This is a genomic window from Acetivibrio sp. (genome assembly GCF_035371925.1).
Lineage (GTDB): Bacteria > Bacillota > Clostridia > Acetivibrionales > Acetivibrionaceae > Hungateiclostridium.
The window spans coordinates 1-14353 of record NZ_DAORXT010000074.1 but is presented as its reverse complement, the minus strand read 5'-3'; the positions used below and the strand labels follow the sequence as shown (position 1 = coordinate 14353).

Sequence of the window (14353 nt, the reverse complement as noted above, 5' to 3'; positions counted from 1 at the left end):
ATCATATTTTGCTCTATTTGTTTATATTTTCTAGCTTTTTGTGGGACAATCATCTCTTGAATTTTTTAAGATTTCTTTTTAGATATTTGAATCGTTATTTAAATCCCTTTTGCTTTGTATAAATTTCATTGCTCTTTAAAAGTTCAATCGGTGACTGAGGACTTTTTCAATAAATCAAGTGATATTCCTTTATATTCTGCATTTAATAAACTATAATTTTCAAACTTAATATCTTTATTATCTAAGATTGAATTTGCAAAAAAATTTGATTTAATTAATTCATGAAAAACGGAATTCAGTTTACACAATGTAAATATAATCGTAAGTTTTTGAATGAATTATAAGATTTATTTCATAATAAATAATAGTTCAACCTACATAAATAATAATTCAATCTACATACCTAACAGCATCTTCCAGCCACTGCCTATAAAATATATGGAAAACGCTACAAGAAATAAGCCCAACAATATAACAATCCAGCTATATACGGTATCGCTTATTAATTTTTTGCCGCCGGAAAAGGCGATGGAAATAGCCGAATACCATACAAAATCCGATAATATGTGTCCTATGAAAAAGACCAAAACACCAAACAGTCCAAACACATAAGACTGACGTACCGATTCCACACCTGTCGATGCCCACCACAGAATAAAATACGGATTGGTGGCACTCACAATTATTCCTGTCAAAACAAGATTGCCCATTTCGGTTCCGTTATCCGTCCTTTGGCTCTCCAAAGAAACGGATTTGCCGATACCGGATTTTATCATACCATACCCCATCCATGCAAGAAAAGCACCGCCAATTAATCCGATAACTCCTGCAACCGTCTTATTAGCGAATAAATCTTTAAGCCCGAAAGTCATGGTAATAACCAATATAATTTCCAGTATTCCATGCCCCAAAACTATCAAAGGTCCTGCTTTCCACCCTTTTTTTAGGCTGCCGTTAATCGTAATCCCAAGCATCGGACCAGGCATCAATGCACCTGAAAAGCCTATTATAAAAGCGCTGATAAATATTCCCCACAAAAACATTTATACAAACCTCTCTAAATCACAGTATTTCATTATTAATTCTCTATAATCCCGTATTTGTGCAAATAAATATATGCGACTCTACTATAACATAATTCCATTTGAAATGAAACAAGATGGGTAATGCTAAATTCTCAGATTGCCTAAGTAACAATGAATAAAAAACAAACATGACAAAATGTGGCTGCCATGAAAAATCTCGATTCCCCGGCAACCACATTTATCTCACTTATTATCCTATTAAATCGGAATTTATATAATGAAATTACTATCTTCTGTAAACTTGCTTACCAACAATTCCACTTCAGATCTTATCTCAGCTATTTTTGAATCATCTTCTGCATGCTTTGCAGTTAACCATATCAATTCGGCTATTTTTTCCATTTCCTTCTCTTTCATACCTAAAGTAGTAACTGCAGGTGTTCCCATTCTAATTCCTGATGGATTCCATGGTTTGGCATCTCCCGGAACTGTATTTTTATTAGTTACAATTCCAGCCAATTCTAACCTCTCAGCAAACCAACTTGCATTTTTTACAGTAACACCGTTTTCATTATTCACCACATCTATAAGAATCAAATGATTTTCAGTGCCCCCTGAAATCAGCTTAAATTTATATTCTTTCAGCTTCTCAGACAATACTTTTGCATTTTTCACAACTTGTTTCGCATATGCTTTATATTCCTCAGACATTGCTTCCTTAAATGCAACAGCCATTGCTGCAATTGTGTTCATATGAGGTCCGCCCTGCAATGCAGGGAATAAAGCTTTGTCAACTTGGGGACCATATTCTTTTTTACATACAATTACACCTGCCCTCGGTCCTCTAAGTATTTTGTGCGTGGTAGAAGTAATTACATCTGCATGCGGAAAAGGATGCGGATGTTCCCCAGTCACACACAGACCGGCAATATGAGAAATATCTGCTAATAAAATTGCACCCACCTTTTTTGCAATTCTGCCAAAACGCTCAAAATCAATTTTCAACGGGTAAGCTGTTGCTCCTGAAATTATAAGTTTTGGCTTATACTCTTCCGCCAGTCTTTCAATTTCGTCATAATCCAGTTTTCCTTCTTCATTCAGTGTATAGTGAACGGCATTGTAATAATGACTTGTTACACTAACTTTATGTCCATGAGTCAAGTGTCCTCCGTAATCAAGAGCAAGTCCCATTAATGTGTCTCCCGGTTTCAGGAAAGCTCCTATCACTGCAAGGTTGGCAGGTGCTCCACTGATTGCCTGCACATTGGCATGATAAGCTGACGGATTATCCGTAAACAACTCAAGAGCTCTCTGAATAGCCAATTTCTCAAGTTTATTGGCATTTTCCTGTCCCTGATAATACCTTCCGTTTTTGTCGATTAAGTTGCCTTCCTTCCAAACATGCGGATATCCTTCAGAATACTTGTTTGTAAAAGGTGAAGCCAACGCCAAAGCCACCTCGGCAGAAACATAGTTTTCTGAAGGGATAAGGCAAATTGTACTTCTTTGCCGATAACTCTCTGCTGAAATAAGTTCAGCCACCTCAGAATCTTTAGAAGCAATTACTTGGTTTATTTGGGAAAATAGTTCTCTGTTTTTCATATCAACATTTCCTTCTCTTTAATTTATTTTTAATTTTTGTTTAATGATTTTATCTTTTCACTTTTAAATTTATCCATTTAGTATACACTATACAATATTAACACATTTTTTCCCAATGTCAACTCAGTAAAACCATTCCCTCAGCATGTTTCCGTATTGTCCGGTATCAGTTTCGTAGTTTATTGAAATAACAGTTTTATTAGTCTCTATGATCCGAGCTTTTCACATTAAATCCAGCACTTAGTAAATATCCTTTCTTCTCCATATATTTGTTTTTCATGGAGCTTATCTTGCCAATTTAATACCGCAATTTGCGATAAAAAAATAAAATAGTCTTTTAACTGAAGGCTTTTATAGCATAATAATCCTACTTACTCTTCCTTAATACAAAGTAACATTGATTATCTACATACTCCAATCCATTAGCGGAATTTTTCATATCTTTTTTTGTATTACCGTATTTTTTAAATATATCTTTAAAATCACCAACGTTATTTTTCTCTATCAAATATTTCTTTCCTTTTTTATAAATCAATCCATCCAAAGTAATTGATGGATCCTTTAATGACTCTTCTGCATCCTTTTGGTGATTATTGGTTAGTATAATGCCACCGGGCTTGACATATTTCTTACACGACTTAATAATCTCTCCGGCATATAGTGCAACCAGTAAATCATAATTCTCTTCTCTTAACAGGAGCGGTTTTGTATAATCTGCATGAATAAACTGAACATAAGCAGTCTGCTTATATTTTTTAATGTTGTTTATATAGTTTAAAATGTTATGAATATCATCAAAGAAATCCTTGGCTGTTTTGCTAATGTCCAGATATACTACATGCTGGAAATAAAAAGAAGGTGTTATATGTATAGAACAACCCGGATATAAAACCGTATTGCAGCCATATTCCTTTTTTAATATTTCAAACAACCCTGCTCTGTCGAAATTGATATCTTCATAAAATCTTTTATAGGCATCAATGCTCCTATCGCTATTCATGCAGGCCTCCCTAATACGTAATTAAAAACGCTTATCGATTATTGCATTTTATTAATGACGTACATCAACAGAACTAAACCCTACTTAGTCTTCTATTGCCTGTTTTTCATCAGGCAAGAAAAATATATCTTTTCCTTTATTACACTCGTAAATAAAATCCTTTAAACTCTTACTTGTATAAACGGAAAAGTCCCCTACAATGGCTATTTAGTATTATAATTAATAAACTTTTGCAATATTTCTCCTGCAAGTCTCGTGCTCAAGTCAAAAAATTATTGCAAATTGCCGACTTATTCAAAATTATACGCGTACAACCTGTTTCAAACCCTACAGTCGCTATAAAATTCAGTGCCGATTGCACATCAGTTATCAATACATCGCTACTTTTTACAACAGCGATTTTAACATTGTTCTCTTCCACAACATTTATATTCATAAATCCATATCCATACCAAAAACCTAATCCTGATTTCTCCAATCCGGTCTTAATAAATCTTCTCTTTCTTCCCAGGTTTTATACATTGAATGAAATACCGATACTGCATCATCAGAATCCTTATTTGCATTCCAAAACACTGTAAGCCATTCTTCAAAACTATCTAACACTACAACAATATCTTCTGTATATTGACTGATCAACCCAACCCTATATTCATTATCAGTATATTCCTTATCGCAGATAAATACCCAGAAATTGTTTGCCGAATCCATGGCATCATACAGTGAAAATGCAATTAGCTTATCAGGAGTTATTGTTTCTTTTGTCGGAATTATGTTGATAATACTTTTCTTTATTTGAGAAGAAGCTAAAAAAATCGACCCGCAAGGAGAATCATCGTCTTCTCCGACTCCTCCTATAGGCTCTGCATCCAATAACATTATGCCATTTGAAAATTCCTTCAAAAAAGTTTTAAAAGATTTCGGCAGTTTATATCCTAAACTCTTTTCTTTTTCGCTTATTAAGACATCCGATGCCACTTCATTCTTATCTATATCGGGATATATGCTGTTAATCTCATTAATAAAGTCTTTGACTTTCATACAGAAATCCTTCCAAAACCAAATCAAAACTTTCTTTTGCTGCAGTTACAGCAACTGAAACTTTGTGTTGCAACCGATTTCAAAGCATTGTCATCTTCTATTAGCTTATACTAGTTATTTTCTAAAAGCAACTTTTCGCTGAATAGTGAATCCCAATTGCCCCTAACGGTGCAGTAATCAATACGGATAACACTGCAATTGCCAGTATTACATCTCCCGATTCCACCCCCATCGACAGAGGTACAGCACCCATTGCAGCCTGTACTGTTGCTTTCGGAATATAAGCAATGACGCAGAATAATTTTTCTTTAAAAGAGTAATTTGTACCTAGTAAAGATATTATTACGCCTATGCTTCTTCCCATTAAACCTATTACAATCAATAGTATCCCTATTTTACCTGCTTTTATTGCCACACCTACGTTTACTTCCGCTCCTACCAATACAAACAATAATATTTCTGCAAATACCCATATTTTATTGAGCTTATCGGATAGCTTCCTACCTACATCCGGAAGTTTTTCCGTCAATATAAAACCTACAGTCATCACTCCCAAGAGGGATGCTATTTGAATCTTCGTCTTCATTACAACTTCCAACTGATTGAGTAATATAGAAAATCCAAGCAATAACAATACCTTTTTTGTATCACGAATGTTAAATCTTTTAAAAATATTTATCAAAACAAACCCTAAAATTATTCCTGCCATAATACCTAATAAAATCGAGATGGGTATATTTATTAATTGTATACCTATATTCATATCAGTGCCGCTGTATAAACCCCAAAAAGCACTAAACACAGTAATGGCAAAGACATCATCAATAGATACACCAGCCAATATCAAAGTCGGTATCCCATTTTTCGTGCCAATGTTGCTTTCCATTAACTTAAGCATAAAAGGCACAACAACAGCAGGAGAAACAGCAGCAATAATAAAGCCTAACATTCCTCCCTGGGAAAATGAAAAGTCAAGAAAATATACAGATGCCAATGCAATAAATAAACCCTCGATTAATCCGGGTATACAGCTCATCTTTAATGCAGGAACACCAACATTCTTTAAAACATCTTTATTAAGTCCAAGTCCTGCTCTTAATAAAATAATTATTAATGCAATACTTCTTAAGTCCGACGATATTTGAAGCATATTCCTTTGCAGCAGATTAAGACCATACGGTCCTATTAAGACACCTAATATAAGCATTCCAAGCAAACCCGGCAATTTCAATTTCTCAAACATCTTTTTTGCCGGTAACCCCAACAATAAAATCATTGCTAAACTTGCAGCCATTAAAGCCAACCTCCCTACAAATATCAAAAAACTCCTACAGGTACAATATTGTTTATTCCTGTAGGAGTCATCAGCATTAAGCAATTCAGGTGAACTCCATCACCATATATTCAATTTTTATGATTAATAATATTATACTAAATTATTATATTAGTCAATATACATTACCTCTAAAATAAGTGTAATCATAATATTGCAAAACTTAACAACACAGTAGGTTTTGAGGTTATATTCATGAATAAACTTTATTTTTCTTACCGCTTCCCATAAAAGTTCTTTGTGGTATTCCGGTTCAGATAACTAAGAACAATATTATCGTATTGAGTCTTTTCAAACTCTACTCCTTCTTTTTCCACCCTAAGGGAATACACTCCCGGCGATAAACGGTTAATTATATAACAACCGTTTACATCTGTATAAGTATACCGGTCCCCAATAATTACTTTTGCGTTCACTATCGGATTTCCGTTATGATCCACAACCTTTCCCTTTATGTATATATCCGGCATAATGGTAAAGGGCTGGGATATTACTTCCTTTATTACACCATCATTCGTTGCAACAAGCTTGATTCTCGCATTTGAAGACGATAAATCCGGAACTATCCAGTTGTATCCGTTGACCCCTACCAAATCCCTTGCAATGGGTTTCCATTCAGCCTGATTATCCAACGAATAATACAGACTTACTTTGGTTCCAGGTACGGGCCGGCCTTCCGAATCAGTATAGGAAATATTATACCTGATTCTCATGGTATCCCATGATTTTACCGATGCAACCAGATTTGTAAATTTTGCCTCAAGGGTTCCGGCAGAAGAAGTTGTGCCGATACCATCTACATATAATTTCTTGTATACAACATTTCCCAGTCCGTCACCCATTTTCAGCAAAATACTAACCTTTTGTCCGGAAGTCCCTTCATCACAGTGAAAGATTACTTTCCTATAGTTATCAATTTTTTTATCTTCAAAATATCCCTTTGTTGATGCCCAGTAGAAGAAAGGAGAAGCTCCCTTTGAAGTATCCACGAAATATTCATCCACATACAGTTCATATACTCCTTCCTGGTCCCCCGGCGTTATTCTCACATTTTTGATTTCCGGTTTGCGATGAATTCTCGATGTAATATCCTGTTCAAAATCATTACCAATCTCTCGTAAAATCCTGTATTTTTCCTTATCGGTCCCATCATCAAATATATCACTTATTGAAGCGGGAATTGTTATTTGCCTGGTCACCTCAGTGGGCTCCGTATCATCTCCCCAGACTACAACTTTATACTCCAAAGTTTTTTGCTCCGGTATTTGCCCTGCAAACAGTTGCCATGAAACTTGTTTATGACTCCTGGCTGTCATATCTCCGATAACTATATCAGTATCGGTTCCAGTATAAGGTACTATTCCGTCCGGCAGAATAATTTTAGCCATCACATTTTTTATAGTATCATTCGTGTTATTAGTTATATATGACGTAATGGTAAAAGGATTCGGAACATAACCTGTTTCGGTCGCACTAAGGCTGGTATTGCCGCTTACAATAACAACAAGCGGTTTATCTCCTGCAATGGTAATTTTACTGATACCATAATATGTTATGTATTCTGTTGACTCACCCGGTGCCAGTTGTTTAGGCTCCCAATAAGTCGCAATTGCACTGTCTCCGTTATAACCGGTATAATTTGAATTCCACATGTTTTCAGCTAAAGTAAGCCAATTTCCGAGTACAAATTTGTCTGGCGGGTTTTGCTGGTATTTTATATTAGTCCCCTGGGAAACTACCGTCGGTTTGACAAGGCTGTCCATTGCCTGCCAATAATCCGGAATTTCATCACCTAAAAATGTAGTGGTTGTCTCTATATCCCCTATGCCTGGAACCCTGAAAGGTGCATAGTCATTGCTTCCAAGCATCGTATCCAGCATGATTCTTATCCCCACATAATGGGGAATAGTATCATTGTTAGTAACAATGTATTTGATTTCAACAGTATCCATCATGCCTGAAAAACCTCCATCAACCAGGCTTATGTCCTGTCGCACATAAACATTGCCATACTTCGCTGCGGATGAATTCCGGTACTCCTCATCAATATTGTGCGGGGGAGTTGAAATATTTTCCCCGCCATAATAGTAGTCGATACCGTCAATCCTGACGGTGGTGTATGACGTACCGCCGCCCGGCCAACCATACAAAAGCTTCTTGCGGTTATCGGTTGCAATTTCCGGGTTGCCTTCATTGGTTCCTATTGTAAACCTCCCGTTTGGTCTTATTGCTACATTAATATATTCATTTTCCAAAGTTATATATCCAACACTCGATAAATTGTTGCTGCTCGTTATGCCATTTGAAGATTCAGATTGCTCTATAGCATTTTCAGCAAATACACAAGTATTACAAATTAAAAATACTAAAATTACCAATAAACTCAACAAACTGTACTTTTTTTCAACTTCAATACCCCCCTGATTCCTCAATTAATACATGTAACCATCCAATGTGGCAATTTTATATATGATTTTTGCAAATTCTGCCCTGTTAATATTTAACGTCGGTCTAAATTCCGGAGTATCGGAAATAAAGGTATAGAATCCCTCCCATCCACGGTTATACGCTATTTTTTTCACATCTCTTATATGTCCGTTGGAAATATCCTCTTCATCGGAAAACATTGGCAATTCATAGTAGCCTTCAGGTGGTTCTTTCAGCGAATCTAAGATATTAACCAATATCGTCGCCACATGCTGTCTTTGGACAGGGTCATTCGGACCAAACCTTCCGTCCGGGTATCCGTTTACATATCCTAATTCCTTGGCAACTTTCACCGCTTTGTAATACCACGATCCCGGAGCCACATCAGTGAAAGGATCCCCAGGCTCTTCAAGGGCCGGATGATTGTTGTAGTCAATTCCCTGCATATTTAAAGCAATCGTAATTATTTGTGCCCTTGTTACAACCAAATCAGGTTCAAACCGTTTGTTGCCCGTACCTTGCATATAGCCGTTTTTAACAACCTCTTTTATGTATTCATAATACCAATCCGATATTGAAACATCCGTAAAAAGCTGAGTTTCCGGATGGTCAAAAACAGTCACCCATTCTTTGAAACCATCATGGATTTGAATGTTAAACTCCACTTGGAAACCGCAATCTCTCAGCCTTTTTCCAAGCCCGTTTACCGGTCTTATTACAAAGTTTGTATCATTTATTCTTTCAACAACACAAACCGGGCTGTCTTCATTTCCGTAATTTTGTACGCGGGTATCGACAACAGGCAACCTTGTCGTCAAAGTATATGAATCTTCGTCCGCATTATAAGTTACTTTTTCAAGGTATGTGGAATTCTCATACATATAGTTTAGTAATTCACTGGTTTTCATAACACTAAATCTCGTTATAGGAGCCCAACTCTGCCATGGCAAGTAAGTGGCGGTGTAGGTATTAAGTCCTTCATTTCTTGTCAAGATAACTCGACAATTCATCCAGTCATCATTGTCTTCACTGTAAGGAGTATTGCAATCATATATGTGCAATGTAACGGTATTGAGTTCTTCATCGGATTCCTGATCATATGCCAGCAGGGCATGACCTCCTATATCGGCTCCGACACCGACATAAAGCACATCTCCACGATCTAACGAATCAACAATGTACTTAACTACTTCCATCGGTACTGCATCATTCGCAACATATCTTACACGATAAAATTCATTTGGAAGCATTGTATTGGCTATAACATGCCAACTCTCAATAGCTTTTCTAACAGCATGTTCCCTTACATCTGTGAATGCTCCCCAAACATTACGAACATTCGATAAAGTATCCTGTGTTGAACTCAAATTATCTGTAGGTGTCAGGTTATAAATGTTGATGTCGACTGGTTCTTTACCGTAATCAAATATATCATCAAACAACCTCAGGTTATATGCTATCCGATTTTCTCTCCACTCGGTATCAACATCTACAGGAGAACCTCGCAGCGAAAAAACCCGCGTTGGATCAAAGTCAAGTGACCAAGAAGCATAATCCAAATATTCCAAAGCACTATCGCTTAATGTAGTATTTCCGATCGCGGTGTTTGTTGTGATAGACAATGGCAAAACTTGATAATAATTTCCTATGCACGTGGTAACAAACCCTGCACACAATCCTCCCGGGCTTAAATATGAACCATGATTTCTAAAACTCCAGCTATCCTTTGTTATATCGTAAAGTTTTAATGACCACTCCTTTGCAGGAGCTTGTAAAGCAGCCATGCTTAAACTTGCCATTGCAAAATTCAGATTTTTCATTGAAATACTCTCGTCAACTTTAACAGAATTTAAATCCAGGATAATATCGTTAGCCTGGCTGTAGTGGTAATCTATATGAAAGTAACGTCCTCCCGTAATTGATACAATCTCCTTCAACTCTCTTGCATTCCCATTACGGGTATCGTCAATAATGTACACAATAATTCCTTTAGAAGCCGCCTGATTGGCCAGGTCAACCAGTTCTCTCTTTTGACTGCTGTTATATGTGGCTGTTAAAATCAGCATTACTTTAGCTCCGTCAGCTGCATCATCCAGCACGTTGATTCCTTCCGCAAAACCGCTCAAGAGGTCTCCTTTCTCAGGAATATAAGCATACTCCATATCGTTTAACAGATGAAGTACGGTGGACTTATCCCTTGTAAGCTCCTGAATTGTATATGACGAACCCGTAAATTGCAATAATGATACCGTCGATACATCATTCACCGCCGAGATTACATTTTCCAACTGCCTCTTCCACCGGTATGTATTTTCATAATCGACTCCAAGCATATTTTCCGACATATCTACAACCAGTGACAGATTTATTTTTGTAAAATCCGTATCCTCCAGTTGTACTCCCATAACATAAGTTGACATTTCACATGAAACTGTAGTTACTGTATTGTTTTCAACATCAACTGTTGAATTTTTAATCGGTGAACACTTTTTGCTTACAGGGTCATAGGTGTATAACCGAAGGTCGTTCTCATCGATGCCTTTCGATTGAACCTCAGAAGGATCATAGAACAATGTAACGGTCATATCGTTAGGCTTCAGTCCATTCAACAATTTGCTTTCTATTTTAATCGGCAGCCCCACAACATTGGGTCGTGCACACAACAAAGGATTGTCAACGGTACTTATCTTAATGTCGCTGATCAGATTCCCGCTGCCGCTCATTTCTATAGTTCCCTTAGTCTCTTTATTTATTGCCAAAGAGGTTTCTTCTTCGAACAGCTGTGAAAATGTGATTGTTTCATCTGACATAGAAGAAATTGATGTTCTAACCCATGAGTATACCGAATCACTCACAGAAACAATGAAGTCTTTCTTAAAATCAATTACTCTTTCGCCGTCTTTCAAAACATTATCGCTGGACTCTTTATTGGGATCCAGTTTAAGAATAACCTCCGCACCGTCCAAAATTCCGTCGGAATCGGAGTCTGCCTTCAATGGATCGGTACCGTATACCTTCAACTCTTCATAGTCACTTAGTCCGTCATAGTCAGAATCGCTGATAAAGGGATTTGTTCTAAACAGTTTTTCTTCGGAATTCAAAAGATTATCACCGTCTTCGTCACCATCATCCTTTATTAAATCCAAGGGATCAGCCATACCATAGACAGGTTCAACCACCTTTATGGTGCAGGATGTTGACGCGTTTCCTCCTTTTTAGTCATAGACCTTTAATGTAATATTATATACTCCCAGTGATTCAGGAGCAGTCCAGACAGCCGTTTCTGAATTCCCTTCAACCGTTCCGCCCTCCGCACTCCAGATATAGGATAATATGTCGTTATCGGCATCATAAGTGTAAGCGGTTAATCTAACCTTTTCATTTTTATATGCGGTATATGTAGAAACATGAACGGCATCAATCTCAGGAGCGTTGTTGTTAACAACTTCGGGAGTCGGTTCATAGGTTTTTGACGGTTCCTTTTCCGTTTGTTTATCACTACCCGTTTGTTTATCACTCGCCTTTTTCTGAGTAGGTGAAGGTGTAAGAGAAGGTGTAGTTGAGGGTGTAGGTGAAGGTGTTGCCGTTTCCGACGGTGACGGGCTCACATTATATGAGTCCGTAATATGTGGAGTATATATAGGTGGTTCCATCAAACTTACACGTGCATTATTCAAAAGAACAACAGCCTCGGCTCTGGTCACAGGGTTTTTAGGCATGAACGTATTATCAGGGTATCCTTTAATCATGTTATCATAAGCCAGCCTGTTTACATACCCTAAAGCCCACGGTGAAATGCTTTCTGAATCGGTAAATTTAATTTTATCTGCATTTAAAATGGGATCAAAGTTTATCAACCTGCATAAAATTACAGCGGCTTCTTCTCTGGTAATTAACGCTTTCGGACGAAAGGTACCGTCAGGATAACCACTGATGTATCTGGCTTTTTCGGCAGTAGCCACATCTGCAAAAAACCAATCGTCTTCATTTACGTCCGTGAAGGAACATCCAAATTCTTCACCGCCGCTTTTACCAAAGAATTTGTTTGCCATTGTTACAAATTCCGCCCTGGTAACGCTTTGAGACGGTCTAAAGCTTCCGTCTTCATAACCTGCAATTCTTCCTCGTTTAGCATTCAACTCGATCAAACTATGTGCCCAATGACCTTCAATGTCATTAAAGCCATTAAAACCAATTGGTGTTTCCGCTCCCACAATCAAAAACTGAGTAAAAATAAAAAAAATCATCATAGCAAATGATAGCAGTCTCTTTTTTGCATACATTATTGATTTCCTCCCTAAATTTAATATTATAATATTTAAGTTATATTCTCTCTCTTGACTTTCTCCCGCCCCGGGCTTTGAAATACAAATACGCTTAACTCCGGCTTCTCGTACTAATCAAAAACTTCATCAGATTTTGATTAGTCTCCTCGATAACTCTTTCTCCTTACCTTCAGGTAATCTTCATTAAAGCAGTAAGATCCGGTACTTTCTTCTTTAGCAATATCCGGTATATAATTCGATACATGAGCCTATGCTTAACATCAGGCAACATTTTCACAATTCGTTCCCATATAGGATTAAGAAACATTATCCATACATATACACGAACCGGCACAGTTGATCGTATTCTTTAGATATTGAATCTTATTATTACCGGAGTATTGATAAGAAGAATAGAAAACATAAGTAAAGATGCCTGAAAATGGCTCTAAGGAACTGGCGAAAAAGCATAAATGTGACAATCCTGGTTGTAAATCCAGCTATGGAAAGGCAGTCTAAGCTCACATTGAAGATGGCATCCGCTGATTTACACAAGTGTCCAGATGCTTAAAACTTAAGATGAAGGCACGTGTCAAAATCCTTAATCAGCCATACGGTGCTCAATAACGGATTAAAGTCCCCTTATTCAGGGATACGAAAAACTTCTTTGTGAGAAATTCTTTGATTTGCATGTTCCAATATGCAAAAGACTTAGCTAAAGTCTATAAGAATTTATGTTACCAAAAGCTGTAGCTAAATCCATAGGAAATTAACTCCTTATTCCTATGCTCAGCGAAGCATTACCATTTTGTGGAGGTAAACTCTTCCTATCAACTAAACTTTTTTCAATTTTCAATGTTCATTCCTTTACCTATTTCTTTACTGCCAGTTGCTGGCACATTTTTGGTGTTCTTACTCAATTTATAACAAGTTACAGAACATCAAAATTATATCTAAATAAATGAATAAAATCAATAAGCATCTCACTTCTCTCAATATTTATATAATGAAACCAGAAATTAAGACAGACAAAACGTTCAAAATGTATATTTAAAATAAACTCCGCTCCAAAGCGAAATCGCTCAAACTCTTATCCCATCTAACCTCAACCCTATTCTCCTAATTTCATCCATCTAATAAAGTCGATTCTAAAAATCCATATTTTCATTCCATTTAATAACATTTATTTCTTAATTCTTGTAACAATTTTTAAATAAAGTCGGTTCCAAATAGGGGTAAGTTGCAAGGGGCAAAATTATATGGTTGCATTTCCTCACGTGCTTTTTCTATTCTTTTTTCAATATATAATACTCTCAATCCCTTTCAAATCGTTTTCTTCAGCCTTATTACTTACCCCTTAACTCTCCCTACAAAAAATCAAATCCCGCAGCCAAGCAGGTTTTCTCCTGCATCTGCTGCGGGATTTTGGAACGGACTTTATTTTTATAGAGCGAACTTTATTATTACGGAGTGAACTTTATTTGAATTATACAACACGTGTATATTTAAAATAAACTCCGCTCCAAACGACTTTCCCTCAAACCCTTATCCCTTCTCGCCTTAGGACCATTTCCCCAATTCTTTCCATATAATAAAGTCGGTTCTAAAATTCCATATTTTCATTCCATTTAATAACATTTATTCCTTAATTCTTGTAGTA

At 36.7% G+C, this 14353-nt stretch carries 8 protein-coding genes, 1 pseudogene and 1 riboswitch; all 9 genes and pseudogenes read right to left on the bottom strand.

Annotated elements, in window-relative coordinates; translation table 11 throughout:
* Positions 1–395: 395 nt before the first annotated feature.
* Positions 396–1043, bottom strand: a complete 648-nt coding sequence (locus tag PLH43_RS10170; RefSeq protein WP_324362719.1) for a LysE family transporter — start codon at positions 1041–1043, stop codon at positions 396–398.
* 252 nt (positions 1044–1295) lie between these two features.
* Positions 1296–2627, bottom strand: coding sequence for a serine hydroxymethyltransferase (gene glyA / locus PLH43_RS10165; RefSeq protein WP_014256034.1), 1332 nt, complete (start codon positions 2625–2627; stop codon positions 1296–1298).
* A 367-nt stretch (positions 2628–2994) separates the two neighbouring features.
* Positions 2995–3627, bottom strand: coding sequence for a class I SAM-dependent methyltransferase (locus PLH43_RS10160; RefSeq protein WP_324362716.1), 633 nt, complete (start codon positions 3625–3627; stop codon positions 2995–2997).
* An 84-nt stretch (positions 3628–3711) separates the two neighbouring features.
* A pseudogene (locus tag PLH43_RS10155) lies at positions 3712–4063 on the bottom strand (DUF4180 domain-containing protein).
* 23 nt (positions 4064–4086) lie between these two features.
* The gene (locus PLH43_RS10150) at positions 4087–4668 is read right to left on the bottom strand and encodes an SMI1/KNR4 family protein (RefSeq protein WP_014256036.1); all 582 of its coding nucleotides are present in this window, start codon (positions 4666–4668) and stop codon (positions 4087–4089) included.
* Between the two features lie 121 nt (positions 4669–4789).
* Positions 4790–5962 carry a cation:proton antiporter gene (locus PLH43_RS10145; protein ID WP_324362710.1) on the bottom strand — a complete coding sequence of 391 codons (1173 nt, stop codon included), beginning with the start codon at positions 5960–5962 and terminating at the stop codon, positions 4790–4792.
* 54 nt (positions 5963–6016) lie between these two features.
* A riboswitch (Fluoride riboswitch) is annotated at positions 6017–6075 on the bottom strand.
* A 141-nt stretch (positions 6076–6216) separates the two neighbouring features.
* On the bottom strand, positions 6217–8256 hold the full coding sequence (locus tag PLH43_RS10140; RefSeq protein WP_324362708.1) for a carboxypeptidase-like regulatory domain-containing protein: 2040 nt from the start codon (positions 8254–8256) through the stop codon (positions 6217–6219).
* Positions 8257–8433: 177 nt separating this feature from the next.
* The gene (locus tag PLH43_RS10135) at positions 8434–11586 is read right to left on the bottom strand and encodes an S-layer homology domain-containing protein (protein ID WP_324362706.1); all 3153 of its coding nucleotides are present in this window, start codon (positions 11584–11586) and stop codon (positions 8434–8436) included.
* Between the two features lie 57 nt (positions 11587–11643).
* The gene (locus tag PLH43_RS10130) at positions 11644–12711 is read right to left on the bottom strand and encodes an S-layer homology domain-containing protein (protein ID WP_324362703.1); all 1068 of its coding nucleotides are present in this window, start codon (positions 12709–12711) and stop codon (positions 11644–11646) included.
* Between the last annotated feature and the right edge of the window lie 1642 nt (positions 12712–14353).

Coding starts and splice junctions, on each gene's coding strand:
- PLH43_RS10170 (WP_324362719.1), bottom strand. CDS start 1,043: ATGTTTTTGTGGGGAATATTTATCAGCGCTTTTATAATAGGCTTTTCA.
- glyA (WP_014256034.1), bottom strand. CDS start 2,627: ATGAAAAACAGAGAACTATTTTCCCAAATAAACCAAGTAATTGCTTCT.
- PLH43_RS10160 (WP_324362716.1), bottom strand. CDS start 3,627: ATGAATAGCGATAGGAGCATTGATGCCTATAAAAGATTTTATGAAGAT.
- PLH43_RS10150 (WP_014256036.1), bottom strand. CDS start 4,668: ATGAAAGTCAAAGACTTTATTAATGAGATTAACAGCATATATCCCGAT.
- PLH43_RS10145 (WP_324362710.1), bottom strand. CDS start 5,962: ATGGCTGCAAGTTTAGCAATGATTTTATTGTTGGGGTTACCGGCAAAA.
- PLH43_RS10135 (WP_324362706.1), bottom strand. CDS start 11,586: ATGGCTGATCCCTTGGATTTAATAAAGGATGATGGTGACGAAGACGGT.
- PLH43_RS10130 (WP_324362703.1), bottom strand. CDS start 12,711: ATGTATGCAAAAAAGAGACTGCTATCATTTGCTATGATGATTTTTTTT.